This is a genomic window from Flavobacterium sp. RSB2_4_14 (genome assembly GCF_051547085.1).
In the GTDB taxonomy this organism is placed as follows: domain Bacteria; phylum Bacteroidota; class Bacteroidia; order Flavobacteriales; family Flavobacteriaceae; genus Flavobacterium.
The window spans coordinates 33943-60873 of sequence record NZ_JBPTTL010000005.1; the positions used below are offsets into that span (position 1 = coordinate 33943).

The window sequence follows — 26931 nt, forward strand, 5'->3', positions numbered from 1 at the left end:
TACCCAATATAAAAAGCCCCGATAGTTTTTGATCATCAGGGCTTTTCAAACAAAATAACTTTATATAAAACAAATGCTTAACTCACCAATTCGCTTTGGTTTCTAAACACCAGCTGTCCGTCAAAAGCATCTAGTAAAATGATGCTATCGGTGGTAACTTTCCCAGCCAAAATCTCTTTGGAGAGTTGGTTCAACACTTCACGTTGGATTACTCGTTTCACAGGTCGCGCTCCATATTGTGGGTCGTACCCTTTTTGTGACAAGTATTCAATAGCTTCAGGTGTAGCATCCATGGTAATGTTTTGGTGTGCCAGCATTTTGGTAACGCTCTTCAACTGCAAACCTACAATCTGTTTGATGTTGGCACTAGTCAACGGCGTAAACATCACAATCTCATCAATACGGTTGATAAACTCCGGGCGAACGGTTTGTTTCAATAATCCTAAAACTTCCACTTTAGCGGCTTCGGTAACCGCTTCAATGTTGCCTTTGAGGTTATCAAATTTCTCTTGTATAATGGCACTTCCCATATTGGAAGTCATAATAATAATAGTATTCTTGAAATCAGCCACACGACCTTTGTTATCCGTCAATCTACCTTCATCCAACACTTGTAACAAGATGTTAAACGTATCAGGATGCGCTTTTTCAATCTCATCTAATAGAATAACAGAGTAGGGTTTGCGTCGAACCGCTTCAGTCAATTGTCCGCCTTCGTCATAACCTACATATCCTGGAGGTGCACCAACCAAACGGCTTACACTGTGTCGTTCTTGGTATTCACTCATGTCAATTCGGGTCATAGCGTTTTCATCGTCAAAAAGATATTCTGCCAAAGCTTTTGCCAATTCGGTTTTACCCACACCAGTAGTTCCTAAGAATAGGAATGAACCAATTGGTTTCTTCATATCCTGCAATCCGGCACGACTACGGCGAACAGCATCACTCACAGCCTCAATAGCTTCTTCTTGACCAACCACTCTGTGGTGCAATTCGTCTTCTAGTTTCAAGAGTTTTTCTCTTTCGCCTTGCAACATTTTCATCACGGGTATTCCAGTCCATTTGGCTACTACTTCGGCAATGTCTTCGCGAGTAACTTCTTCTTTGATTAAGGAAGTTCCCGCTTGGTTTTCTGCCAATTGAACTTGTAATGCATCCAAACGTTCCTGAGCGTCTTTAATTTTCCCATAGCGAATTTCGGCTACCTTGCCATAATCTCCATTTCTCTCAGCTTGTTCCGCTTCGGTTTTGAAATCTTCTATTTCTTGTTTCACCGCTTGGATGTTATCTACCACATCTTTCTCTGATTTCCATTTGGTAAAGATTTCGTTGCGCTCTTCTTTGAGGTTGGCCAAATCCATACCGAGACCTTTCAACTTCGTTTCGTCATTCTCCCGTTTAATAGCTTCGATTTCAATTTCTAATTGCATGATCTTTCTATCCAAAACATCCAATTCCTCAGGTTTCGAATTGATTTCCATACGCAATTTAGAAGCAGCTTCATCCATCAAGTCTATCGCTTTGTCCGGAAGAAAACGATTGGTGATATAACGTTGTGACAATTCTACTGCTGCAATAATTGCATCGTCTTTGATACGCACTTTGTGATGGGTTTCATATTTTTCTTTAATCCCACGAAGGATAGAGATGGCGCTTTCGGTATCTGGTTCATCGACCATTACTTTTTGGAAACGTCTTTCGAGTGCTTTGTCTTTCTCGAAATATTTTTGGTATTCGTCCAAAGTGGTTGCTCCAATAGCGCGCAATTCACCACGAGCCAAAGCTGGTTTTAGAATATTTGCCGCATCCATAGCACCTTCGCCACCACCAGCACCAACCAACGTGTGTATTTCATCAATAAACAAAACGATATCACCTTCGGCAGAAGTCACTTCTTTCACTACAGATTTTAGTCGTTCTTCAAATTCCCCTTTGTATTTGGCTCCAGCAATCAGAGCACCCATATCTAACGAATAGACCACTTTGTCTTTCAAATTCTCGGGTACATCGCCATCCACAATTCGATGCGCCAAACCTTCGGCAATCGCAGTTTTACCTACACCAGGTTCACCCACAAGCATTGGGTTATTCTTAGTACGACGTGTAAGAATTTGCAACACACGACGGATTTCTTCATCTCTTCCAATAACTGGGTCGAGTTTGCCTGTGCGTGCTAGTTCGTTTAAGTTTTTGGCATATTTATTCAAAGCATTATAGGTTTCCTCAGCCGATGCTGAAGTTACTCGTTCACCTTTTCTGATTTCGGCAATTGCTGCTTCTAGTCCAGCATAGGTTACGCCTTGGTCTTTTAATATTTGTGCTACTTTGCTTTTTGATTTGAAAATAGCAAGGATTAAATGTTCGATAGAAACAAATTCGTCGTTCATTTTCTTAGCAATAATTTCAGCTTCCGTCATGGCAGTGCCAGCATCACGAGAAAACATAATCTCGCCACCCGAAACTTTTGGAAAACTCTGAATAGTGCTATCCAACACTTTCTTGAAAAGGGCCACATTAACGTTAAGTTTTTTCAGAATAAAAGGCGTCACATTCTCATCGACTTCCAAGATGCCTTTGAAAATATGTTCGTTTTCGAGCTGTTGTTGCCCAAAACTTTGTGCAATTTGCTGTGCTTGTTGCAAAGCTTCTTGCGATTTGATGGTGAATTTATTAATATTCATAATTTGTATTTTTTGTAGTTTGTTGTTTCTGTCTTAAAGTTGATTACTTTTGCTAACGATGGGACAATTTATGTTCCAATATAAAATTACAGTCAAAATGTCTTGAAACCAATGGTTTAAATCCTATTTCAATGTCAAAATGACGCAAATCCAGACAAAATGAGTTTATTTAAAAATCTATTTGGTGATTCAAACGAAACCACCAACAGTTCGAAAGTAGCATGGAGACCATTAACGAACGTGGGACAGTTGAACGAAATCATCAACGAATCAACAGAAACACCTGTAGTGATTTTCAAACACAGTACGCGTTGCAGCGTGAGCCGCATGGCGCTGAGACAATTTGAAAACGAATTTGATTTGCAGTCTAAAGTTACGCCTTATTTCTTGGATTTATTAGAACATCGCGATGTTTCTAATGAAATAGCCGAGGTATTTCAAGTAATGCATCAATCACCACAGCTTATTCTAATTAAAAATGGTGTTGCAATTCACAATGCTTCGCACAGCGATATTGCAGCAGAAGATTTGGAACAATATGTATAAAAAAAAATCGTCTCGTTTCAAAACGAGACGATTTTTTTTATCGCCTAAATTTATTTCTGACGATGATATCTTTTAGTTTGGCTTTGATATCATTGCCTGTATCAAATATCATTTGTTCATTACTAGGAAATGGAACCGCTCTTCGGTCAAAATTAGGATAATACTCTTGCTCACAAGCTCTTCTGTCTCCTTTGTAGGTCGAATAAATATTGGTAAAAACAAACTCACTCGTTAGTGGAAAGGTTTCGATGAGTTGCTTGGTTCTGAAGTTGATGTAATCTACTTTAGCGGTAACTTGACAGGCTTTGATTTGTGAAAACTCATAAATGCTGATATGTACCGTTTTCATATTATCTACTTTGATAGGATTTCCTAAACTGTCTTTCACCACATTACCATTAGCATCTAATAGGTTTTTTACACCGTCTTTAATTTGTTTTTCTTTTTCAAATTGTTTTTCCTTGATTTGTTCGGGCGAAATGTTGATAGCACGAAAGTTAACCACAATGCCAAAATCATAATCAATATCTTTTATTCGATTGCTGTGATATACCGTCCATTTATCGTCCAATCCATAGGTGCTGAAGTCTAACAAGTCGTTTTCGAGACGAATAGGAATAACCATATTGGTTTCGTTTTTGGTATAAACAGAAACATAATCGGTGCCTTTGCTTCTCGCTTCGTTAATTAAAGTCACCACATCTTTATAACCTGGATTGAGGGATTCTAAGTACAGTAAATCATCATAAGCACGACGAATAACCATCTTGTCTTTGTTGATTAATAACGCTTTGGAGTTGTCGTAAAGGTATTTGGATAAAGCGTTTTTGCTACTCACCAATTGGTCTGAGTAATCCTCAAAAGGAAAAATAGCATCTCGACCTTCTTGTTGTAACTTCAACGGCAACAACGGACGAATTTGCTCTTGACGGTAATTGAGTTTTACGTAGGTGTTGTATATTTTTTCTAAGTTTTGAGGATTGGCATCTTTAAACCATATATTGATGTCGCGCAAGTCACGTTCTTTGGCTTTGGCAAAAGCTTCTTCGAGTATGTAAATATAGTCTTGTTTGCCTTTGGCGTTTTTATTGCCTTGTAATCCTTGCACTGCATTACTAATAGCGCTATCATAGTCACCCGAAGTTAACAATTGACGTGTTTGTTTCACACCACAGGAAGAAACAATAAGAAATAAAGCAAGTAGGGAAGTAATTCTTTTCATGGAATAGATTTTTAACAAATATAATAGAAAGAATTAGTTTTCTAAAAAGCTTTTAAATTCCTCATAAGTACCAATTTTAACCGAAACTTTTTCTTTACCTAATACACTCTCTATTTGTATTGGAATGGGTAATTTCAAATCCAATAAAGGTTCAACCGTATCCAAGAATTTTATAGGATGCGCTGTTTCCAGAAATACTCCAACACTGTTGGGTTGTTTTTCCATTTCCTTTTTCAAACCAAGATAACCCACAGCACCATGAGGTTCGGCGATGTATTGCGTTCTGGAATAAATGTCTTTCATAGCGGCTTCTGTTTCAGTGTCAGTGAAACTATAGGAAGAGAAATCTTTCTCAAATTCATTTAAATCATGATGATATAACTCTTGAATTCGGATAAAATTACTAGGATTACCTACGTCCATTGCGTTGGAAATTGTTGCAACAGATGGTTTTGGATCATAGTTTCCTTTTTCTAAAAAGCGAGGCACGGTATCATTAGCATTGGTTGAAGCCACAAAATGAGCGATAGGCAAGCCTAAACGTTTTGCCATAATACCAGCACAAATGTTTCCAAAGTTGCCACTAGGACAAGAAAGAATAATTGGTTTGTTTTGTTTCTTTAGTTGTTGGTAAGCAAAGAAGATATAAAACATTTGCGGAAGCCAACGGGCAATATTTATTGAATTGGCAGAGGTTAAGTTTTTGTGTCTTAAAGAATCGTCTAAGAAAGCTTTCTTAACCATATCTTGACAATCGTCAAAAACACCATCTACTTCTAAAGCTTTTATATTTTGTCCCAATGTAGTAAGCTGACGTTCTTGTATTTCGCTCACTTTACCTGAAGGATACAATATGATTACTTCAACGCCTTTTACCCCTAAAAATCCGCTAGCAACTGCGCCACCAGTATCACCAGAAGTAGCTACAAGAACGGTCACTTTCTTATCATCATTGCGGTTAAAATAGCCTAAACAACGTGACATAAATCGGGCACCAACATCTTTGAACGCCATTGTTGGTCCGTGAAATAATTCTAATGAATAGACATTGTTTTCCACTGGCACACACGGAAAGTCAAAACAAAGTGTTTCGGCTATGATGCGTTTCAATTCTGTTTCTGGAATTTCATCGCCTACAAATTGTTTGATGGCTTCAAAAGCTATTTCCCCGTGAGAAAAATTTTCAATATTTTGAAAGAAAGAATCGGGTAGTGGTGTGATGCTTTCTGGGAAATACAAACCTCTGTCGGGTGCTAAACCTAACACTACGGCTTCTTGGAAACTTACTTTTGGTGAATTGTTATTTAAACTAAAGTATTTCATTTTTAAACTACGATTTATGAATTACGAAGTACGATATACTTTTTACTTGGTATATCGTACTTCGTATTTCTTACATTATTTTCACTCCTTCATTATTCACTTTCGAAATATGCATATCAAAAGGAATTCCAGTATCTAAATAGTTACTACTCATGGCAAAAGCTACTTTCTCGGCAATTGCTTGTCCTTTGCATAAAGCAAAAATAGATGGTCCAGCTCCAGAAATTCCTGCACCTAAAGCACCAGCATCAAGTGCGCTATTTTTCACTTCATCAAAGTTAGGAATTAATTTTTTGCGCAAGGGTTCGATAATTACATCTTGCAAAGAACGACCGATGAGTTCATAGTCTTTGGAATACAAACCTGCTATTAAACCGCCTAGATTTCCCCATTGGGTAATGGCTTTTTTTAATGTAACATTTGGAGAAAGCACAGCGCGAGAGTCCGAAGTTTTTACTTCAATATGAGGATGCAAAACCACTGCGTAAATTTCGCTTGGACTTTCGATTTTAATGACATCCAAAGGATTGTAACCACGTACAAGAGTAAAACCACCCAAAATACAAGGCGCTACATTATCTGCGTGCTCGCTACCACTTGCTACGACTTCGCCTTTCATGGCAAAATAAACTAGCTGATGACGCGTAAAAGGTTTTCCTAAAAGTTCATTTATACCAAACACTGCACCCGCAGCACTTGCAGAAGAACTTCCTATTCCGCTTCCTGTTTTGATTTTTTTATGGATTTCGATTTCAAAACCATAATCAGGATTAGTAGCGTTAACTATTGCAAGAGCAGCTACTCCAGCAACGTTTTTATCGGTTTCCAATGGCAAATCGGCACCTGTTATTTTGGTTATTCTGATGCCTTTCTCTGCTACTTTTCGAATTATCATTTCGTCACCAATACCTTCGAGACATAAACCCATAACGTCAAATCCGCAATTGAGATTGGCGATGGTTGCAGGGCAGAATATTTTTATTTCAGTCATTTTACAATTTTAAAATTAAAAACTACTAACTTGATTTTGAGATTTTTTTTCAAAATTATCTGTCACTAGTTTTATTAATTCATCTAACGAAACATCTAAAAGTCCAGCAGAATATAATTTTGGCTTGCTTGAATTTTTTAAAACTACTTTTAAAGAAGGAACATTTATAAAGAATTTTATAACATTTCGCTCAACATATTCAATATCTTCCCAGTATATTTTTCCCTTAGAAAATATTGAAGTTCTATCCGTAAAACCGCTTTCATCTATTACAAAACCTGGTTTTTTTGTTAGTAAACATTTAAATAAAAATAAAACACCTAAAGTCATCAAACCAATTATTAAAAAACCCATAAATTTTTTAAAATTAGGATCTGATATACGAGGAAATCTATTTAGTAAACTTGTATCACCATACAAAAGCCAAAATCCTATTCCTATCAAAGCAAATCCATATACAATTCTAAAGAATATCTTTTTTGAGTTAAATCTAATTTCTATTTCTTCCATTTCGTAATAGAGTTTTACAAGATTACTACAAACTATAAACTAAAATCCACAAACTTATTTTATACATTTCCAATTCTAATTACATCAGCAAAAATACCCGATGCAGTAACAGCGGCACCAGCACCAGCACCTTTTATAAGTAAAGGTTGGTCAACATAACGATCGGTATAAAACTGTACAATATTGTCTTTTCCTTCTAGATTGTAAAACGGACTGTCCGATGGGATAAATTGCAAACCAACACTAGCTTTTCCGTTTTCAAAAGACGCAACAAATTTCAATCGGCTGTTTTTGGCTTTAGCTTCAGCTAATAAATTATCAAAGTGAGCAGCGTGTTTGATTAATGATTTGAAGAAATCATCATTATTGGTAGTTTCCATACATTCTTTTGGTAAGAATGAATTGTTGACAATGTCTTCCATTTCCATTTTGTAGCCACTTTCGCGAATTAGGATTAGTATCTTTCTGGCTACATCCACACCACTTAAATCTATCTTTGGATCAGGTTCTGTAAATCCTTGAACTCCTGCTTCTTTTACTACATCATGGAAGTTATACGTTTCGCTAAAATTATTAAAGATAAAGTTCAAACTTCCTGATAAGACAGCATTAATTCTATTCACTTTATCACCTGAAGCAATCAAATGCTTTAACGTATCGATGATAGGCAAACCTGCACCAACATTGGTTTCAAATAGGAAAGGAGCGTTGTATTTTCGGGATAAATTTTTAAGGTTTTTATAATTGTCATATTCCGACGAACAAGCGATTTTGTTACAAGTCACTACGGCAACATTTTCTTTGAGGAACTTATCATAGATATTGGCAATATCATAATTGGCAGTAATATCAACAAAAATGCTATTGCGTAAGTTTAATTCCTTTACACGAGTTATAAAAGTGGCTACATTGGCTGTTTCTCCTTGGTCAACAGAAGCTTTCCAATCTTTTAAATTAATTCCTTCTTCGTCAAAAACCATCTTACGAGAGTTGGATAACCCTATGACACGAAGGTTAATTTTAAGGTTTTCTTTTAGGAATTTCTTCTGTTGACTGATTTGATCAATGAATTTTTCGCCCACATTTCCAATACCCATTACAAATAGGTTTAATTGTTTGGTGTTGTCTTCAAAGAAACGTTCATGTAGCGTGTTTAGTGCTTTTTTTACATCTTTTTCATTAATAACAACAGATATATTTCTTTCGGAAGCACCTTGTGCAATGGCGCGAATATTCACATTGTTTTTCCCTAAAGTGCTAAACATTTTTCCGCTAATGCCTTGGTGATTTTTCATGCTTTCACCCACAAGGGCAACGATACATAAATCTTTCTCAACAATGCATTCATCGATTTTATTTTGAGCTATTTCTAATTCAAACGCTTTGTCTATGGCAGTTTTGGCTTTATCAGCATCGGCATTCAAAATACCAATACAAATGGAATGTTCCGATGACGCTTGAGTGATGAAAATAACGTTAATAGACTCGTTTGACAATACTTCAAATAATCGTTTGGAAGAACCAGCAACACCTATCATTCCTGAACCTTCAAGTGTAAGCAAAGCAATATTATCGATATGCGAGATACCTTTTATAGGATTGTTGGTCGCTGCTGGATGGTTAGAAATTAGTGTTCCATAAACTTCTGGTTCAAAAGTATTTTTGATGAAAATAGGAATACTGTCCTTCAATACTGGTTGGATTGTTGGCGGATATAATACTTTGGCACCAAAATGAGACAATTCCATTGCTTCCTGATAGGAAATGGTTTCGATAGGTTGGGCTTGTTTTACGATTTTTGGGTTGGCAGTAAACATACCGTTTACATCAGTCCAAATTTCTAACACTTCAGCTTTTACTGCTGCGGCAATAATGGCTGCTGTATAATCAGAACCACCTCGACCCAGCGTAGTTGTATTACCATCAACCGAAGAGGCAATAAATCCGGGGAAAAGTACCACTTGGAAATCGTTGTTTTTGAAGTAATCGGAAATCAAGGTATTGGTGATGTCAAAATCTACATTGGCTTTTCCGAAGTTGGAGTTGGTTTTAATAACTTCACGACTGTCTTTGAAAGAGGAATTGCTTACTTTTTGTTTTAGGGCAACGGCAATAATCTGAGAAGATAGTAATTCGCCAAAACCGGCCACAATATCAGCTGTACGGTTTGATAATTCACCTAAAAGATAACAACCATCTAACAACGTTTTTAAAAGATTTATTTCATGATTAATCGCGTCAATAATATCACTTTGTTCGCTCAATGGGATTAATTCATCAATAGCGTCTTTGTGTTTTTTTTCGATTTGACTAACGATATCTTTATAACTTTTATCTTTTACCGATGCCGTTTTTCCTGCTAAAATCAGCAAATCAGTTACGCCACTAAAGGCAGAAACGACAACAGCTAGTTTACTTTCTTTACTTTTATTATAAACTATATCGATTGTTTTTGAAATATTTTGGGCATTGGCTACAGAAGTTCCGCCAAATTTTAATACTATCATTATTTTATTTTTTTAGGGAAATATAAAGTCATTATTTTTTTTCTCTCGTCATGGAAAGAATCTGTAATTGGATTATATGATATGATTATACCCCAAAAGGGGTTGTAGTTGTTGTGGTAGCAACAGTAGTTGCAACTAAGGTTTTAGTTGTTGATGCTAAAGAGAATATGTCTTTTTTACGCCACATGATTTTCAAAAATACTACTTTTTGTGGATTAAAAAAGAGTTGCTGCTATTTTTATGAATATCGCAGTATTATTGGATTGAGTAAAAAAAAGTATATAATTTAACCTCTTTTAGGGTTTTTCATTATAGAATTCTCAATAAATAGTAGTAACAAAACTTGTGTATTAACTATTGTTTATGGAATTTTGACGACAATTTACAAACTACCAATGGAACATTCGCATTATATTACCACCGAAGTATTGAGTTTAGAGACTTTACAAGAAATTATTTCTCAAAATAAAACCCTTTTTCTTTCTGAAGAAGCAAAAATTAATATCGAAAAGTGCCGAGACTATTTAGATACTAAAATGGCATCGAACGATAAACCAATTTATGGAATAAACACGGGATTTGGTTCGTTATGTAATGTGAAAATATCCAATGAAAATTTATCACATCTACAAGAAAATTTAGTAAAATCACATGCTTGTGGTACTGGAGATGAAGTGCCTGCTGCGATTGTAAAATTAATGTTGTTGTTGAAAATACAATCGTTAAGTTATGGACATTCTGGTGTGCAATTACAAACGGTGGAACGTTTGCTTGATTTTTATAATAATGATATCCTTCCTGTAATTTATACTCAAGGTTCACTAGGCGCGAGTGGCGATTTGGCTCCGTTAGCTCATTTATCGTTGCCATTATTAGGCGAAGGCGAAGTGTATTTTGAAGGTAAAAAAGTTCAGTCTTCAGCAATTTTACAACACTTCAATTGGCAACCTATTGTCTTGCAGTCCAAAGAAGGTTTGGCATTATTGAACGGAACACAATTTATGAGCGCTTATGGATGTTATATCCTTTTAAAAGCTACAAAATATTCTTATTTAGCCGATTTGATTTCGGCTATTTCTTTAGAAGGTTTTGATGGACGAATAGAACCATTTAATGAATTAATTCATTACATACGACCACATAAAGGTCAGATTCTAACGGCAAAACGAATGAATGAACTATTAGAAGGAAGTCAAATCATTTCTCAAGAAAAACAACACGTTCAAGATCCATATTCTTTTCGTTGTATTCCACAAGTGCATGGCGCTTCGAAAGATGCGATAGAATATGCCAAGAAAGTTTTTAAAACCGAAATCAATTCGGTTACTGATAATCCTAATATTTTTGTTGGAGAAGATGAAATTATTTCTGGTGGTAATTTTCATGGTCAACCTTTAGCATTAGCTCTAGATTTCCTAGCGATAGCTTTATCAGAATTAGGAAGTATTTCAGAGAGAAGAACGTACCAATTGATTTCAGGACTGTGTGGTTTGCCAGCATTTTTAATTGACAATCCAGGATTGAATTCTGGGTTTATGATTCCGCAATATACGGCGGCAAGTATTGCTAGTCAGAACAAACAATTGGCCACTCCAGCAAGTGTTGACAGTATTGTATCGAGTAATGGACAAGAAGATCACGTTTCGATGGGAGCAAACGCAGCAACGAAGTGTTTGAAAGTCATGGAAAACTTGGAGCGAATACTGGCTATCGAATTGATGAATGCTTCACAAGCTATTGAATTTAGAAGACCATTACAATCGAGTGAATTTATAGAACTATTTTTGAAATCGTATAGAGAAGATGTGCCATTGGTACATGAAGATAGAATTCTGCATTATGATATAGAAAACTCTGTGGCGTTTTTGAATAGTTTTATGATTGAGTTGGAGGATTAATATTTGGCATGATATTAGTTTCTTTTTATTAAAACAAATGTCATGAAAATAGCTAAATATCTTTTACCAATATTTTCAGTTTTATTTTTTGGTAGTTGTAAACGAGCTGATGCGGTACCTTACTATGGAATAGATTTTTTATTTAAAGAAGCTCAACCTATAAATGATAATGAATTAAAACAATTACCAAACAAATTTATTGGAAATTATATAAATCAAGACTCAACATTTTTAATCATTGAAAAAAGGTTAATTTATTATAAATGGATAACTAAAAACAATATAAGCTTTTTAGAATTTGATGCTTTAAAAGATAGCATGAAAATTGTTAAGAATAGAATTTATCATAATAATATTTTTTTTGAATTCAGAAAGTTAAAAGACTCGGTTGAAATTACGAATACAGATTATGATACAATTTTTGCTATCTCTGACTCAAACAAAGCAAAAAGAATTAGAGGTACAATTATTTTAAATTCTAAAGTCTCTATTTATTGGAAAATAAAAGTTTTATCTCTTAACAATAACGATTTAAAATTAATGACACTTGTTTCAGATGAAGATTTGATAAGATTAGATTCTTTGGCAAAAAGAAAATCTCTAAAAATTGATTCTACAAAAAGTGTATTTAACTTATCAAAACCTGAATTTAAAAAAATGTTAACTTTAAAGAAATTGGGATATATTCAAGAATATAATAAGTTAGATTAACATACTCAATAATCCCAATATAGCAGGAATACTTTGTACAAAAAATATTCTTTTAGAAACTGTAATTGCGCCGTAAATCCCAGCAACTAAAACACAGAATAAAAAGAAGATAGCCACGTTTTTACTCCAAGAAATATCTGTTATAAATAAAGACCAAATTAATCCCGCAGCTAGAAATCCGTTATACAATCCTTGATTTGCAGCCATGACTTTAGTCTTTTCAAATTGGTCAGCAGGAATGGTTTTAAAAACTTTTCGTCCTCGAGTTGTCCATGCAAACATTTCGAGCCATAGAATATAGAGATGTAAAACAGCAACAAATCCAATAATAATTTGAGAAAGTAGTGTCATTATCTAATGGTTTATGTTGCCTAATGTTTTATGGATTTTTCGTTTGTGATGCGTTTGTCTCAAATTTTCATTTCCCGAAATCACACTAATATTACCATCAATTTCAAACATCGCTAACTTAACATCTTTATAATATTCCAAACCATGTTCGCGCATGGCTTCTTGTAGTTCTTCTGAAGTAATGCCTAATCTTGCCAAGGTTTTGAATTCTATTTTTCCGTCATGTACCAGTATTTCTGGTTTGTCTTGTACTAAATTTTTAATGAACTTAGAATTCAGCATTATCTTTTTAAAAATAAAATTAATGATAAATAGTGCTAAAGCTGCTACCATTCCGCCATAAAGCGATGAATTGCTTCCTACCATGGCGTTTTGAACGGAATTACTAATCAACAATATCAAAATAACATCGGCTGTGTTGAGCTGTGATAATTCTTTTTTGCCAAAAACGCGCAGCGCAATTACCATAAAAAGATAAACACTCACACTTCTAAAAACGATGTCGAGATAAGGATTCATTTATTTTGATTTTTTTAGCAAGACAACAATGAGTAAAAAAATAGCAAAAGCTTGTGATAAAAGCCCAATAATTAGCAATATACTAGCACCTGGCCAATGTTGTATTTTGAATAAAGCTCCAATAATTGTGAATATCATTGAAAATAAAAATAGCACTAACGGTAATTTATATTTATTATTCATATGTAGATAATATTTGTTTTTTAAAGGTCATATGTAATGCCATGAGGAAAATCTTCATCGGTGTTTAGATTGCTAAATCATGGACATTTCATAGCATTTAATTTATCTAGGTTTAAAGTTTTTCTCAATGGCTTTAATCATTTCCCCAGCAATATCTTTGTTAGTAGCACCTTCAATGCCTTCTAATCCTGGAGAAGAATTGACTTCTAATAACAAAGGTCCTTTTGCCGAGCGAATAATATCAACACCTGCTACTTTCAAGTCCATAGCTTTGGCGGCTTTTATAGCAATTCGTTTTTCATCAGCAGTTGGTTTGATAATAGATGCTGTTCCGCCCATGTGAATATTGGCTCTGAATTCTCCTGCAGCTGCTTCACGTTGAATAGCTGCAACTACTTTTCCATCAACAACGAAAAGGCGCAAATCTTTTCCATTGGCTTCTTTTATAAATTCTTGTACCAAAATATTAGCATTCAAACTTTTGAATGCATTAATAACTGATTCTGCTGCTTTTTTGGTTTCAGCTAAAACAACTCCTTTTCCTTGTGTTCCTTCTAATAGTTTTACAATTAGAGGTGAACCGCCAACCATTTTTATCAAATCATCCGTGTCCAATGGCGAATTGGCAAATCCTGTCGTAGGAATGTCAACACCATGATGCAATAGTAATTGTAAAGAAAATAGTTTGTCACGTGATTGAGTAATGGCTGCTGCAGAATTCAAACAATATACTTTCATAGCTTCAAATTGACGTGTTAACGCACAACCATAAAACGTAATACTTGGACGAATTCTCGGAATTATAGCATCAAAATTATCCAGAATTTTTCCACCACGATAATGAATTTCTGGTTTGTCAGCATCGAGTTTCATGTAACATTCTTTGATGTTCAAAAAATGCATTTCGTGTCCACGCATTTCTCCAGCTTCCATAATTCGTTTGTTACTGTATAACTCAGGATTACTGGCTAAAACTCCAATTCGCAATCCTGATTTATTTACAATAGCATCAATGTATAAACTCTTTAAACTTTCGGTTGTGGTTTGTCCTAATAGGTATTTTTGTTCCGGGTCAACTAAAATTCTGCCACTCATGGCTTCTCTTCCCAATAGCATTCTGAAACCCATTGAGTCACGATTGGTCAAAGTCATTTCAATTTCCCATGTATCTTGTCCAATATTTATTTTGGTTTGGATAACATAACGTTGTTCACGGAAACCGCTGGAGCTTTTGACAATGCGTTTGTCAATTAGTTTTGCTTCACAATGGATAACTGTTTTTAAATTATTCTGAATGGGATTAATGTCAAATTTCACCCAATTTTCATTTTCTTTAATGAAAGGTGCAATGTTGATAGCATGTAGTGCCGAAGTTTTAGCACCCGAATCTACGCGTGCTTTGATGGCAGGAATTCCAAGTTCGGGAAAGGAACACCATTCCTCTGAACCTAATATTATTTTGTTTTGTGGCATTATATACAATTAAAATAAAAAGCCACGAATTCACGAATAATTTAAACTAAATTTCATTCGAGGATTCGTGGCTTGTATAAATTAGACTAATTTACTTTGTCGGCTTTTCAGCTTTTTGAATTGTGACGGTTAACTCTTGAGCAACTTCATCTAAATCCATAAAAATTTCATCACCAGATGCTATTTTAGAAGTAATAATTTCTTCTGCTAATGCATCTTCTACATATTTTTGAATGGCTCTTTTTAATGGTCGAGCACCAAACTGTTTATCAAAACCTTTCTCTGCAATAAATGCTTTGGCTTTGTCTGATAAATTAAGTTTGTATCCAAGTTCTTCAACTCTTCCATAAAGTTTTTTCAATTCGATTTCGATAATCAAATCGATGTCGTGTTTTTCTAATGGATTGAAAACAATTACATCATCAATTCTGTTCAAGAATTCTGGCGCAAATGTTTTTTTCAAAGCATTTTCGACTACACTTTTTGAATGATCATCAGCTTGTGCCACTTTAGCAGCAGTTCCAAAACCAACACCTTGACCAAAATCTTTTAATTGACGTGCGCCAACATTGGAAGTCATGATGATAATTGTGTTTTTGAAATCAATTTTTCTTCCTAAACTATCGGTTAAATAACCATCATCTAGGACTTGAAGCATCATATTGAAAACATCGGGATGCGCTTTTTCAATTTCGTCTAAAAGCACTACGCAGTATGGTTTTCTTCTAACTTTTTCAGTTAATTGTCCACCTTCTTCATAACCAACATAACCTGGAGGTGCACCAATTAATCTGGAAATGGCAAATTTTTCCATGTATTCGCTCATGTCAATTCTGATTAAAGCATCTTCTGAGTCAAATAGTTCTTTAGCCAATACTTTAGCTAATTGTGTTTTTCCAACTCCAGTTTGTCCTAAGAAAATGAATGAACCAATTGGACGATTTGGATCTTTCAATCCAGCACGATTTCGTTGAATGGAACGCGATATTTTCATCACGGCTTCATTTTGACCTATGACTTTTCCATTAATTAACTCAGGTAAATGAGCCAATTTATTACTTTCTGTTTGTGCAATTCTGTTCACAGGAATTCCTGTCATCATAGAAACCACATCAGCAACATTATCTTCTGTTACTCTGATTCGATTGCTTTTAGAATCTTCTTCCCATTGTTCTTGTGCAATGGCTAAATCTTTTTCTATACGTTTTTCATCATCACGTAATTTGGCAGCTTCTTCGTATTTCTGTTTTTTAACAACAGAATTTTTCAATTCACGTACTTCTTCTAACTGACGTTCTAAATCTAAAATTTGTTTTGGTACATCAATATTAGTAATATGAACTCTAGAACCCGCTTCGTCCAAAGCATCAATAGCTTTGTCTGGAAGAAAACGTTCAGACATGTATCTGTTGGTCAATTTCACACATGCTTCAATTGCTTCGTCAGTGTAAATCACGTTATGATGATCTTCATATTTATTCTTGATATTATTCAAAATAGTGATAGTTTCTTCCACAGATGTTGGTTCCACAATTACTTTTTGGAAACGTCTTTCAAGCGCACCATCTTTTTCAATATACTGACGGTATTCGTCTAATGTTGTTGCACCAATACATTGTATTTCACCTCTTGCTAATGCAGGTTTGAACATATTGGAAGCATCAAGCGAACCTGTTGCGCCACCAGCACCAACGATAGTGTGAATTTCATCAATGAAAAGAATGATATCATCATTTTTTTCCAATTCGTTCATTACCGCTTTCATTCTTTCTTCAAATTGACCGCGGTATTTTGTGCCTGCAACAAGAGAAGCTAAATCGAGTGTTACCACTCTTTTATTAAATAGAATTCGTGACACTTTCTTTTGAATAATTCGCAATGCCAAACCTTCGGCAATGGCAGATTTTCCAACTCCAGGTTCACCAATCAATAATGGATTGTTTTTCTTTCTACGGCTTAAAATTTGAGAAACACGCTCTATTTCTTTTTCACGACCTACTACTGGATCGAGTTTTCCCTCTTCTGCCATCTCAGTCAAATCGCGACCAAAATTATCTAAAACAGGTGTTTTCGATTTTTTATTGGTTTTATTTGCCGGATTGTTAAAACTACCTTCTTTTAAACTGTCATCTTGACCTGAATCGTCATTATAGGATTCATTTCTAGGCAGATTATCTGTAAAATCTTCTTCGCTAGGTGTCATATTTAAATATTGTTCTTTAACTACATTATAGTCTATTTTTAGACGATGCAATAGTTTGGTTGTTGGATCATTTTCATTTCTTAAAATGCACAATAAAAGGTGTGCAGTACTAATTGAATTCGCTTGAAATACTTTTGCTTCCAAAAAAGTTGTTTTCAAAGCGCGCTCTGCTTGACGAGTCAAGTGTAAATTTTTCTTTTCGTTGCTAATTTCAACATTTGGATTGGCAGGACTTAAAATCTCTACTTTTTTTCTCAAATGGTCCAAATCTATAGATAGGTTATTCAAAATTGCAATCGCTTTACCATTTCCATCTCTCAGGATACCAAGCATAAGATGTTCTGTACCAATAAAATCGTGCCCTAAACGAAGTGCTTCTTCTTTACTGTATGTGATTACATCTTTTACTCTTGGCGAAAAATTATCATCCATATAATTAAATTATTGGTAATGTAAATTTAGTGATTATTAATGTTCCTAACAAAAATCATTCCGACTAAAAGTACTGTCAGCTAATTGACAAAAAAAATATCAATAATAAAAGCACCTGTACAAGTTATTTATTAACCAAAAAAAGTGCCTATTTTGTTAATAAATCATTCAAATTTGTAGCAAAAAATAGGTTCTATTTTTTCTAAATAGTCTATATTAGCACGTTTTGAATTTAAACTAATTTTTATAAATAATTTATACCACTATGTCTGACGGAGAAAAGTTAATTCCTATAAACATTGAAGATGAAATGAAATCAGCTTACATCGATTATTCGATGTCTGTTATTGTCTCAAGAGCACTACCTGACGTGCGTGATGGTCTAAAACCAGTGCACAGAAGAGTATTATATGGAATGTATGATTTAGGTGTTTTTTCTAATAGAGCTCATAAAAAATCCGCAAGAATTGTTGGAGAGGTTTTGGGTAAGTATCACCCGCATGGAGATACATCAGTATATGATGCCATGGTTCGTATGGCTCAAGAATGGAGTTTACGTTATTTGTTAATTGATGGTCAAGGTAATTTTGGTTCTGTTGATGGTGACAGTCCTGCAGCGATGCGTTACACTGAAGCCAGAATGAAAAAAATGTCTGAAGACATTATGGCAGATATTGACAAAGAAACCGTTGACTTCCAATTGAACTTTGATGATACTTTGTATGAGCCAAAAGTAATGCCTACAAGAGTTCCTAATTTATTAATAAATGGTGCATCTGGTATTGCGGTTGGTATGGCTACAAACATGGCACCACATAATTTAACAGAAGTTATAGATGGAACTTTGGCTTACATCGATAACAATGAAATTGAAATTGATGAATTAATCACACATATAAAAGCACCCGATTTTCCAACAGGAGGAATTATCTATGGTATGGAAGGTGTGCGAGAAGCATTCAAAACCGGAAGAGGTCGAATTGTTATTCGTGCCAAAGTAAGTTTTGAAGAGTCAAACGGAAAAGATGCCATCATTGTTTCTGAAATTCCATATCAAGTTAATAAGGCAGACATGATTAAGAAAACTGCCGATTTGATTAATGATAAAAAAATTGAAGGAATTTCTAATATTCGCGATGAATCGGATAGAAATGGAATGCGAATCGTTTATGAATTAAAACGTGATGCAGTTCCTAATGTAGTTTTGAATACACTTTATAAATTCACACAATTACAGTCTTCTTTTAGTGTAAATAATATCGCATTGGTCAATGGAAGACCACAAATGTTGAACGTTAAAGATTTGATTCATTATTTTGTTGAACACCGTCATGACGTTGTTATCAGAAGAACACAATTCGAATTGCGTAAAGCAGAAGAAAGAGCTCATATTCTAGAAGGTTTGATTATTGCTTCGGATAATATTGATGAAGTAATCGCTTTAATTCGTTCTTCAAAAGATGGTGACGAAGCACGAACAAAATTAATTGAACGATTTACTTTATCCGAAATTCAAGCCCGTGCTATTGTTGAAATGCGTTTACGTCAATTGACAGGTCTTGAACAAGATAAGTTGAGAGCGGAATATGAAGAAATCATGAAATTAATTCAACACTTGAAAGATTTATTAGCAAGTAAAGAATTGAGAATGCAATTGATTAAAGATGAATTAGTAGAAATCAGAGATAAATATGGTGATGCTCGTCGTTCGACTATAGAATATTCTGGAGGTGATGTAAGTATTGAGGATTTAATTGCTGATGAAAATGTGGTAATTACCATTTCGCATGCGGGTTATATCAAACGTACTAATTTATCAGAATACAAAACTCAAAATAGAGGTGGAGTTGGACAAAAAAGTGCAGGAACAAGAGATCAAGATTTCTTAGAGCATTTGTTTGTAGCAACTAATCATCAATATTTATTGTTTTTTACCCAAAAAGGAAAATGTTTCTGGATGCGGGTTTATGAAATTCCAGAAGGAAGTAAAACCAGTAAAGGTCGCGCTATTCAAAACTTAATCAATATTGAAAGTGATGATAAAGTAAAAGCATTCATTTGTACCCAAGATTTGAAAGACGAAGAATACATCAATAGTCATTATGTAATCATGGCAACCAAACAAGGTCAAGTGAAGAAAACGCCATTGGAACAATATTCTCGTCCGAGACAAAATGGAATTAATGCCATCACTATTAGAGAAGATGATGAGCTAATGGAAGCTAAATTAACCAACGGTGAAAGCCAAGTTTTAATTGCAGTAAAATCAGGAAAATTAGTTCGTTTTGAAGAAGAAAAAACGCGTCCAATGGGAAGAACAGCTTCTGGAGTTCGCGGAATTACTTTAGCAAATGATAAAGATGAAGTAATTGGTATGGTTTCTGTAAACAAGGATGATATAACAGATACACAGTTATTAGTTGTTACTGAAAAAGGTTATGGAAAACGAACTAAACTAGTAGATGAAGATGGAGAAGATGTTTACCGCATTACTAATAGAGGTGGAAAAGGGGTGAAAACTTTGAACATAACAGAAAAAACAGGCGCTTTAATTTCTATCAATGCTGTGACAGATGAAGATGATTTAATGATTATCAACAAATCAGGATTGACTATTAGAATGGAAGTTTCTGATTTGAGAGTTATGGGAAGAGCAACTCAAGGTGTTCGTTTGATTAATATCAAAGGCAACGACTCAATTGCTGCAGTAACTAAAGTAATGAAAGAAGATGAAGTTGAAGAAATAGAAGGAGAGATTATTGATGGCGACGACATCAACGATGAAAGCGAAACAGAAACTTCAGATGACAATACTGAACCACAAGAATAATTTAAAATAAAACCACATGAAAATAAAACACATCGTATTGACAGCATCAATACTAGTTTCTGTTTCAACTTTTGCTCAAAAAGAGGAGCTAAAAGCATTGAAGAAAATCTATGCTAAAAGTGAAATAAAAGGAAAAGATTTATTAGAATATAAGGATTTAGTTTCAAAAGTAGAACCATTAGCAGTTGAAGAAAGTGATAAAGTTTATGCTAATTTCTACAAAGTAATGATTCCGGTATTAGAGTCTTTAGCTGTAGATAAAACAATGAGTCCAGCTCAAGTACAGGCAGCATTACTCAAATTGGCAAATCCAAAAGCAATTTCGGATTTAGCTGTTGGTTTAAATGCAACTCTTGACTATGAGAAGAAGACAGGTAAAAAGATTTATACCGATGATATTAATGAAACTATTACTACCTTCAAGCCAGATCTTTTAAATGTAGCTATTGCTTTAGGAAATGCTAAAAAATATAAAGAAGCTGCCGATATTTTGTATTCCATTTATTTGTTGGATAAAAAAGATCAAGATAAATTGTACTATGCGGCTAGTTATGCAGTAACTGGATTAGATTATGATAAAGCACTTATTTATTATACTGAATTGAAAACTTTAAACTATACCGGTGAAGGAACAGTTTTTTGGGCAGTGAATAAGGTTACCAAAGTAGAAGAGTCTTTTCCAACCAAAAATGATAGAGATCTTTTTGTTAAATCGGGTACGCATGAAAAACCTAGAGATGAAAAATTAGAGTCTCGAAGAGGTGAAATCAACAAAAATATTGCTTTAATATTGATAGAAAAAGGAAGAGTTGAAGAAGCAAAAGCTGCAGTTGCCGATGCACGAAAAGCAAATCCTGAGGATACATCTCTTATTCTAACTGAAGCAGATTTGTATTTGAAATTGAATGACTTTGATACCTACACACGACTTGTAAATGAAGCCTTAGCTAAAGATCCTAATAATGTTGATTTGGTCTATAACTTAGGTGTTATTAGTGCTAATGCTAATAAACTTGATGAAGCTGAAAAACATTATAAAAGAGCTTTGGAAATAGATCCTAATTATTTCAACGCCAATTTGAATTTAGCCGAATTAAAATTGAGAGCAGATGAAAAATTTGTAACCGAGATGAACAAGTTAGGTACTTCTGAAAAAGATAACAAACGCTATGAAGCATTGAAACTAGAAAGAGAAAAGAATTTTAAATCTGTTTTGCCTTATTTAGAAAAAGCAGTAGAATTAAAACCAGACAATGAATCAGCTAAAAAAACATTATTAAGTGTTTATAATGCACTGGAAATGACAGATAAATACAAAGCATTGAAAGCAAAAATGTAAATCTGAATTTAGTAAATAAAAAAATATCCCGATTTTAATCGGGATATTTTTTTTGTTTTTATAAGTGAATTACTTCGCCATAAGCATCAGCAACGGCTTCCATAACCGCTTCACTCATTGTTGGGTGAGGATGGATTGACTTAAGAATTTCATGTCCTGTTGTTTCTAATTTTCGAGCAACAACAGCTTCGGCAATCATATCGGTAACTCCTGCACCAATCATGTGACAACCTAACCATTCACCATATTTTGCATCAAAAATTACTTTTACAAATCCATCTGGCGTTCCAGCGGCTTTTGCTTTTCCTGATGCTGTAAAAGGGAATTTTCCAATTTTCAATTCATATCCTTTTTCTTTGGCTTGTTTTTCGGTTAAACCAACCGAAGCAATTTCTGGAGTTGCATAGGTACAACCAGGAACATTTCCATAGTCAATAGGTTCAACGTGTAATCCTGCAATTTTCTCTACACAATTAATTCCTTCTGCTGAAGCAACGTGAGCCAAAGCTTGACCTGGTGTAACATCACCAATAGCGTAATATCCGGGAATATTTGTTTGTGAAAAATCGTTAACTAAGATTTTATCTTTATCAGTTTTGATACCTACTTCTTCTAAACCAATATTTTCAATATTTGTTTTAATTCCAACAGCTGAAAGTAAAATGTCGGCTTCAAGAATCTCTTCTCCTTTTGCCGTTTTTACAAATGCTTTCACACCTTTACCAGTTGTATCAATTCTTTCTACAGATGAAGAGGTCATGATTTTTACACCTGCTTTTTTCATAGAACGTTCCATCTGTTTTGAGATGTCTTCGTCTTCAACAGGAACAATATTTGGCATAAATTCTACAATAGTAACTTCTGTTCCCATGGCGTTATAAAAATGGGCAAATTCCACTCCAATCGCTCCAGAACCAACAATAATCATCGATTTTGGTTGCGAAGGTAAAGTCATTGCTTTGCGGTAACCAATAACTTTTACACCATCTTGAGGAAGATTTGGTAATTCACGAGAACGTGCACCAGTGGCAATAATGATGTTATCTGCTGAATATTCAGTTACTTTTCCATCAGCTGCAGTTACATCAACTTTCTTTCCCGGTTTTATTTTTCCAAATCCTTCAATAACATCGATTTTATTTTTTTTCATTAGGAATTGAACTCCTTTGCTCATACCGTCTGCAACCGAACGACTACGATTTACAACTGCTGAGAAATCTTTATCAAATTCCTTTACGGTTAATCCATAATCAGAAGCATGTTTTAGATAATCAAAAACTTGTGCCGATTTTAAAAGTGCTTTCGTTGGAATGCAACCCCAATTCAAACAAACGCCACCTAAACTTTCTTTCTCGATTACGGCAACTTTGAAACCTAATTGTGAGGCACGAATAGCAGTAACATAACCACCAGGACCACTTCCTAAAACTATAATGTCGTATTTCATTTTTTGAGTTTTTATTTATTTTTTGTAAAAAATGCAGTCGCTGTTGCTAGTGCCATTTTGTATAATTTTCTAAATTAATTGAGACTGCGAATTTAAGGATTTATTTTGAAAATTTAACTTTCAACAGCAAACTGCGAATCATATAAATTTTTATAATAACCTTTTTCTTTATTCACTAAATCTTGATGAGTTCCTTCTTCCACAATCTGACCTTTATCCATCACAATAATTTTATCGGCATTCATAATGGTCGCCAATCGATGGGCAATAATAATAGAGGTTCTTCCTTTTGTGATTTTCTCGGTTGCTTTTTGAATTAATTCTTCACTATAAGTATCAATAGAAGATGTGGCTTCGTCCAAAATCAAAATACTAGGATTGCTAACATAAGCTCTCAAAAAAGCAATCAATTGTCTTTGTCCAGAAGATAACATTACACCGCGTTCTTTAACATCATAATCATAACCACCAGGAAGAGTTTTGATAAATTTGTGTACACCAATTTTTTTAGCAGCTTCAATAACATCTTCACGAGAAATGGCAGTATTATTTAGCGTAATATTGTTGTGAATTGTATCGGCAAAAAGAAATACATCTTGCAAAACAATAGCGATTTGTTGGCGTAAACTTTCTAATTTAAAATCATTTATATTTTGATCATCCACGTAAATTGTCCCTGAATTTATTTCATAAAAACGGTTTAACAAATTGATTATTGTAGATTTTCCTGCTCCAGTAGCTCCAACAATGGCAATCGTTTCACCTTCTTTTACATCCAAATTAATCCCTTTGAGCACTTCTTCATTTTCAATATAACTAAAGCGAACATTCTCAAAACGGATATTCCCTTTGAAATGACTTGCTGTTTTTGTTCCATCAATTTGAACCTCTTTATCACTATCCAAAATATCAAAAACTCGATTGGCGGCTATCATTCCCATTTGCATTTCGTTGAATTTATCCGCTATTTGTCGTAAAGGATTGAACAACATTCCGATGAACATGGTATAGGAAAACAAATCGCCAAACGTGGTAAATTTATCACCATCTAAAATGTGAAAACCTCCATAAAGCACCACTGCACCTAGTGTTAACGACGAAATAATATCGGCAATTGGAAAAAAAATGGAGTTATAAAAAATGGTTTTTATCCAAGCTTTATTGTGTTTCTGATTGATTTCTTTGAACTTTTCAAATTCAATAGCTTCTCTGTTGAAAAGCTGAACAATTTTCATTCCCGTAACTCTTTCTTGAACAAACGTATTCATATTGGCTACTTGATTTCGAACTTCTTCAAAAGCTACCTGCATTTTTCGTTGAAAAATTCGAGTAATATAAACCAAAACTGGCATAGCGATTATAACAATCCAAGTCAGTCTCCAGTTCATGTAAAACATGAAAATCATGACCACAACCATTTTAAGCATGTCACTGATAATCATAAATAAACCTTGACTAAAAATACGCGCAATTTGTTCAATATCCGATACAGAACGAGTTACTAGTTGTCCAACAGGTGCATTATCAAAATATTTCATCCGAAAACTTAGCATGTGTTTAAAGAGTTTAACTCGAATGTCTTTGATGATGTCTTGTCCTAAAAGGTTGGCCCAAAAAACAAAAAAGAATGATGAAAATGTTTCTAAAAGTAACACAACTCCCATTATGGTTACATAAAATAGTAAACCATTTTCGTCTTTCGGTTTAATATATTCATCCACTGTTTGTTTTAATAAATAGGGACGAAGAGCTGCAAATACTGAAAGCGAAACGGCAAATAAAATCACACCATAATACCTATATTTATAGGGTTTGGTGTATTTTAAAATACGTTTGAATAAATGAGTATCAAATGCTTTGGCTTCCATGTATTAGTTGATGTATTCGTATTCAATTTGGGTTAAATATAAACCATGTGCAGGAACTGAAAATCCTGCTTGACTTCTGTCTTTACTTTCAATTATTTTTTCAAAATCGTCTAGTGTAATTTTATTTAAACCAATGTTAATCATTGTTCCAACTATAGCACGAACCATATTGCGCAAAAATCTATCAGCAGTAATAGTGAAAACAATTTTGTTGCCATTTTGTGTCCAATGAGCTTCAAAAATAACACAATTAAACGTTCTGACATCGGTATGGGTTTTGGAAAAGCATTCAAAATCGTGGTGTTTGAAAAGTATTTGACAAGCTTCGTTCATTTTATCTAAATCCAAAGGCAATTGATGCAACCAACTGCTATCGTTTTCGAAGGCATCTTTAAAAGTGTGAATATGATATTCATACGTTCGTTTTGTAGCATCAAAACGAGCATGAGCTTCATCAGCAACTTTTATAATATCATAAATGACAATGTCTTTGGGTAAAAAAGAATTGAGTTTACGAACTAATTGTTGGCTATCAATGGCAGTTTCAAAATCGAAATGCGCATACATTTGTTTGGCATGAACTCCTGTGTCGGTTCGACCAGCGCCAACAACATCTATTACTGATTTTAATACTATAGATAATGCTTTATTGAGCGTTTCTTGCACAGAATTGACCTCAGGCTGATATTGCCAACCGTGGTAGTTTGTTCCTTTATACGCTAATTTGATAAAATATCTCAATTGAAATTTTAATATTAGATTTTAAATATTAGATATGAGCAATTCTATATCAAATCTAATCAAGCGCAAATTTACAAAGATTTTAATTGATTAAATGGCTAAAGTTTTCCCAAATAATTAACTTTGTAAAAATGAAAAAAAACTTTGCGACTTAGCGCCTTTGTGGCTATTAAAATGAAAAAAATACTTCTCCTTTCTGACACGCACAGCCACATTGATGAAACTATTTTAAAATATGTCCATCAAGCTGACGAAGTTTGGCATGCTGGGGATATTGGTGATTTGAAAGTGACTGATACTTTGAAATCTTTAAAACCATTGCGCGGCGTTTACGGTAATATAGATGATGATAAAGCAAGAATGGAATTTCCACTACACAATAGATTTCTATGTGAAGATGTTGATGTTTGGATTACTCATATTGGTGGTTATCCTGGTAAATACAATCAAGCGATTAGACCAGAAATTCAAAACAATCCACCAAAACTTTTTATTTGTGGACATTCTCATATATTGAAAGTTCAGTTTGACAAGAAACTTAATCTTCTTCACATGAATCCTGGAGCATGTGGCATTTATGGTTTTCATCAAGTGCGAACTATGCTTCGCTTTGAAATTGATGGTGATAAAATACAGAATTTGGAGATTATTGAAATAGGGAAAAAATAAAAATCCCAAACTTTCGCTTGGGATTTTCGCAGCACTAAAAAAACTAAGTTTATAGGTTTATCGTAATCGATCCACAGATTTTACGAGATCTTCATCCTTTTTGATGGCTTTGTTGGCCAAAACCAAAAGTACGATAGAAAAAATAGGTAGGAACATCCCAACACCTTTCTCAGAAATAGCTGTTTCTCCAGATGCGTTTAGTGTTCGATACACAAATAATCCTAATAAAATTAAATTCAATATGATATTCAATCTGCCCATGACAAATTGTTGTTGTCTTTTTTTGTGTGAAATAATGCTTAGTAACGATAAGGTATTACTCAATCCGAAGAGTATAACATAAACAATATCCATCATGAAATAGAAAGCTTTACCGTTTGCATCTTTCCATAAAGGAAAAATAAAAGGTAGAACAGCAGAAATTAGTAAACAACCAATCAAATAATATGTCTGTACTCTATACATAATTCAATAAAAATGTTGGACA

At 34.2% G+C, this 26931-nt stretch carries 21 protein-coding genes; 6 read left to right on the forward strand and 15 right to left on the reverse strand.

The features are described 5' to 3' along the window. Window positions 1–77: 77 nt before the first annotated feature. On the reverse strand, window positions 78–2681 hold the full coding sequence (gene clpB / locus ACSVH2_RS10125) for an ATP-dependent chaperone ClpB (RefSeq protein ID WP_438093062.1): 2604 nt from the start codon (window positions 2679–2681) through the stop codon (window positions 78–80). 159 nt (window positions 2682–2840) lie between these two features. Between clpB and ytxJ the strand changes: the two genes are divergently transcribed. Then, a complete protein-coding gene (ytxJ, locus tag ACSVH2_RS10130; RefSeq protein WP_438093063.1) occupies window positions 2841–3227 on the forward strand; it encodes a bacillithiol system redox-active protein YtxJ in 387 nt (128 codons plus the stop codon). A gap of 37 nt (window positions 3228–3264) precedes the next feature. Here the strand turns inward: ytxJ and ACSVH2_RS10135 are convergent, their stop codons facing one another. The 5 genes from ACSVH2_RS10135 to thrA form a co-directional block, all read right to left on the reverse strand. Continuing rightward, window positions 3265–4449, reverse strand: coding sequence for a hypothetical protein (locus ACSVH2_RS10135; protein ID WP_438093064.1), 1185 nt, complete (start codon window positions 4447–4449; stop codon window positions 3265–3267). Between the two features lie 33 nt (window positions 4450–4482). Further along, window positions 4483–5772 (reverse strand): threonine synthase, encoded by a 1290-nt coding sequence (gene thrC, locus ACSVH2_RS10140; RefSeq protein WP_438093065.1) that lies wholly within the window; start codon window positions 5770–5772, stop codon window positions 4483–4485. A 70-nt stretch (window positions 5773–5842) separates the two neighbouring features. After that, window positions 5843–6763: a homoserine kinase gene (locus ACSVH2_RS10145; RefSeq protein WP_438093066.1), complete on the reverse strand. Its 921-nt coding sequence runs from the start codon at window positions 6761–6763 to the stop codon at window positions 5843–5845. 15 nt (window positions 6764–6778) lie between these two features. After that, window positions 6779–7273 (reverse strand): STM3941 family protein, encoded by a 495-nt coding sequence (locus ACSVH2_RS10150; RefSeq protein ID WP_438093067.1) that lies wholly within the window; start codon window positions 7271–7273, stop codon window positions 6779–6781. A 59-nt stretch (window positions 7274–7332) separates the two neighbouring features. Further along, complete coding sequence (gene thrA / locus ACSVH2_RS10155; RefSeq protein WP_438093068.1) at window positions 7333–9780, reverse strand: bifunctional aspartate kinase/homoserine dehydrogenase I; 2448 nt, start codon at window positions 9778–9780, stop codon at window positions 7333–7335. Window positions 9781–10175: 395 nt separating this feature from the next. Between thrA and hutH the strand changes: the two genes are divergently transcribed. Both hutH and ACSVH2_RS10165 read left to right on the forward strand, forming a co-directional pair. Next, window positions 10176–11678, forward strand: coding sequence for a histidine ammonia-lyase (hutH, locus tag ACSVH2_RS10160; protein ID WP_438093069.1), 1503 nt, complete (start codon window positions 10176–10178; stop codon window positions 11676–11678). Between the two features lie 42 nt (window positions 11679–11720). Beyond that, window positions 11721–12389, forward strand: coding sequence for a hypothetical protein (locus ACSVH2_RS10165; protein ID WP_438093070.1), 669 nt, complete (start codon window positions 11721–11723; stop codon window positions 12387–12389). Here the strand turns inward: ACSVH2_RS10165 and ACSVH2_RS10170 are convergent. The 5 genes from ACSVH2_RS10170 to ACSVH2_RS10190 all read right to left on the reverse strand — a co-directional run bounded on the left by ACSVH2_RS10170 (window position 12381) and on the right by ACSVH2_RS10190 (window position 17550). Continuing rightward, window positions 12381–12740, reverse strand: a complete 360-nt coding sequence (locus ACSVH2_RS10170; protein WP_438093071.1) for a DUF1304 domain-containing protein — start codon at window positions 12738–12740, stop codon at window positions 12381–12383. The genes ACSVH2_RS10165 and ACSVH2_RS10170 overlap by 9 nt on opposite strands. Window positions 12741–12743: 3 nt before the next feature. Continuing rightward, complete coding sequence (locus ACSVH2_RS10175) at window positions 12744–13259, reverse strand: DUF421 domain-containing protein (protein WP_438093072.1); 516 nt, start codon at window positions 13257–13259, stop codon at window positions 12744–12746. Next, window positions 13260–13442, reverse strand: a complete 183-nt coding sequence (locus ACSVH2_RS10180) for a GldL-related protein (RefSeq protein ID WP_438093073.1) — start codon at window positions 13440–13442, stop codon at window positions 13260–13262. A gap of 102 nt (window positions 13443–13544) precedes the next feature. After that, window positions 13545–14915, reverse strand: a complete 1371-nt coding sequence (gene rimK / locus ACSVH2_RS10185) for a 30S ribosomal protein S6--L-glutamate ligase (protein ID WP_438093074.1) — start codon at window positions 14913–14915, stop codon at window positions 13545–13547. 91 nt (window positions 14916–15006) lie between these two features. Then, window positions 15007–17550, reverse strand: coding sequence for an ATP-dependent Clp protease ATP-binding subunit (locus ACSVH2_RS10190; protein ID WP_438093075.1), 2544 nt, complete (start codon window positions 17548–17550; stop codon window positions 15007–15009). A 265-nt stretch (window positions 17551–17815) separates the two neighbouring features. Here ACSVH2_RS10190 and gyrA point away from each other — a divergent pair, with 265 nt between their 5' ends. Together gyrA and ACSVH2_RS10200 are read left to right on the forward strand one after the other, a co-directional pair. Then, entirely contained in the window at window positions 17816–20380 is a 2565-nt protein-coding gene (gene gyrA, locus ACSVH2_RS10195; RefSeq protein ID WP_438093076.1) for a DNA gyrase subunit A, read from the forward strand. A gap of 16 nt (window positions 20381–20396) precedes the next feature. Next, on the forward strand, window positions 20397–21719 hold the full coding sequence (locus tag ACSVH2_RS10200) for a tetratricopeptide repeat protein (protein ID WP_438093077.1): 1323 nt from the start codon (window positions 20397–20399) through the stop codon (window positions 21717–21719). A gap of 58 nt (window positions 21720–21777) precedes the next feature. On the opposite strand, the gene lpdA is transcribed toward ACSVH2_RS10200, so the two are convergent. From lpdA to truA, 3 genes are all read right to left on the reverse strand, one after another. Next, window positions 21778–23166 (reverse strand): dihydrolipoyl dehydrogenase, encoded by a 1389-nt coding sequence (gene lpdA / locus ACSVH2_RS10205; RefSeq protein WP_438093078.1) that lies wholly within the window; start codon window positions 23164–23166, stop codon window positions 21778–21780. A gap of 113 nt (window positions 23167–23279) precedes the next feature. Continuing rightward, window positions 23280–25034, reverse strand: coding sequence for an ABC transporter ATP-binding protein (locus tag ACSVH2_RS10210; RefSeq protein WP_438093079.1), 1755 nt, complete (start codon window positions 25032–25034; stop codon window positions 23280–23282). A gap of 3 nt (window positions 25035–25037) precedes the next feature. Beyond that, window positions 25038–25775 carry a tRNA pseudouridine(38-40) synthase TruA gene (truA, locus tag ACSVH2_RS10215; protein ID WP_438093080.1) on the reverse strand — a complete coding sequence of 246 codons (738 nt, stop codon included), beginning with the start codon at window positions 25773–25775 and terminating at the stop codon, window positions 25038–25040. A 174-nt stretch (window positions 25776–25949) separates the two neighbouring features. Here truA and ACSVH2_RS10220 point away from each other — a divergent pair, with 174 nt between their 5' ends. Then, window positions 25950–26444, forward strand: coding sequence for a metallophosphoesterase family protein (locus tag ACSVH2_RS10220; RefSeq protein ID WP_438093081.1), 495 nt, complete (start codon window positions 25950–25952; stop codon window positions 26442–26444). A 57-nt stretch (window positions 26445–26501) separates the two neighbouring features. On the opposite strand, the gene ACSVH2_RS10225 is transcribed toward ACSVH2_RS10220, so the two are convergent. Continuing rightward, complete coding sequence (locus ACSVH2_RS10225; RefSeq protein WP_438093192.1) at window positions 26502–26912, reverse strand: DUF4293 family protein; 411 nt, start codon at window positions 26910–26912, stop codon at window positions 26502–26504. Window positions 26913–26931 lie beyond the last annotated feature (19 nt).

Coding starts and splice junctions, on each gene's coding strand:
- clpB (WP_438093062.1), bottom strand. CDS start 2,681: ATGAATATTAATAAATTCACCATCAAATCGCAAGAAGCTTTGCAACAA.
- ytxJ (WP_438093063.1), top strand. CDS start 2,841: ATGAGTTTATTTAAAAATCTATTTGGTGATTCAAACGAAACCACCAAC.
- ACSVH2_RS10135 (WP_438093064.1), bottom strand. CDS start 4,449: ATGAAAAGAATTACTTCCCTACTTGCTTTATTTCTTATTGTTTCTTCC.
- thrC (WP_438093065.1), bottom strand. CDS start 5,772: ATGAAATACTTTAGTTTAAATAACAATTCACCAAAAGTAAGTTTCCAA.
- ACSVH2_RS10145 (WP_438093066.1), bottom strand. CDS start 6,763: ATGACTGAAATAAAAATATTCTGCCCTGCAACCATCGCCAATCTCAAT.
- ACSVH2_RS10150 (WP_438093067.1), bottom strand. CDS start 7,273: ATGGAAGAAATAGAAATTAGATTTAACTCAAAAAAGATATTCTTTAGA.
- thrA (WP_438093068.1), bottom strand. CDS start 9,780: ATGATAGTATTAAAATTTGGCGGAACTTCTGTAGCCAATGCCCAAAAT.
- hutH (WP_438093069.1), top strand. CDS start 10,176: ATGGAACATTCGCATTATATTACCACCGAAGTATTGAGTTTAGAGACT.
- ACSVH2_RS10165 (WP_438093070.1), top strand. CDS start 11,721: ATGAAAATAGCTAAATATCTTTTACCAATATTTTCAGTTTTATTTTTT.
- ACSVH2_RS10170 (WP_438093071.1), bottom strand. CDS start 12,740: ATGACACTACTTTCTCAAATTATTATTGGATTTGTTGCTGTTTTACAT.
- ACSVH2_RS10175 (WP_438093072.1), bottom strand. CDS start 13,259: ATGAATCCTTATCTCGACATCGTTTTTAGAAGTGTGAGTGTTTATCTT.
- ACSVH2_RS10180 (WP_438093073.1), bottom strand. CDS start 13,442: ATGAATAATAAATATAAATTACCGTTAGTGCTATTTTTATTTTCAATG.
- rimK (WP_438093074.1), bottom strand. CDS start 14,915: ATGCCACAAAACAAAATAATATTAGGTTCAGAGGAATGGTGTTCCTTT.
- ACSVH2_RS10190 (WP_438093075.1), bottom strand. CDS start 17,550: ATGGATGATAATTTTTCGCCAAGAGTAAAAGATGTAATCACATACAGT.
- gyrA (WP_438093076.1), top strand. CDS start 17,816: ATGTCTGACGGAGAAAAGTTAATTCCTATAAACATTGAAGATGAAATG.
- ACSVH2_RS10200 (WP_438093077.1), top strand. CDS start 20,397: ATGAAAATAAAACACATCGTATTGACAGCATCAATACTAGTTTCTGTT.
- lpdA (WP_438093078.1), bottom strand. CDS start 23,166: ATGAAATACGACATTATAGTTTTAGGAAGTGGTCCTGGTGGTTATGTT.
- ACSVH2_RS10210 (WP_438093079.1), bottom strand. CDS start 25,034: ATGGAAGCCAAAGCATTTGATACTCATTTATTCAAACGTATTTTAAAA.
- ACSVH2_RS10220 (WP_438093081.1), top strand. CDS start 25,950: ATGAAAAAAATACTTCTCCTTTCTGACACGCACAGCCACATTGATGAA.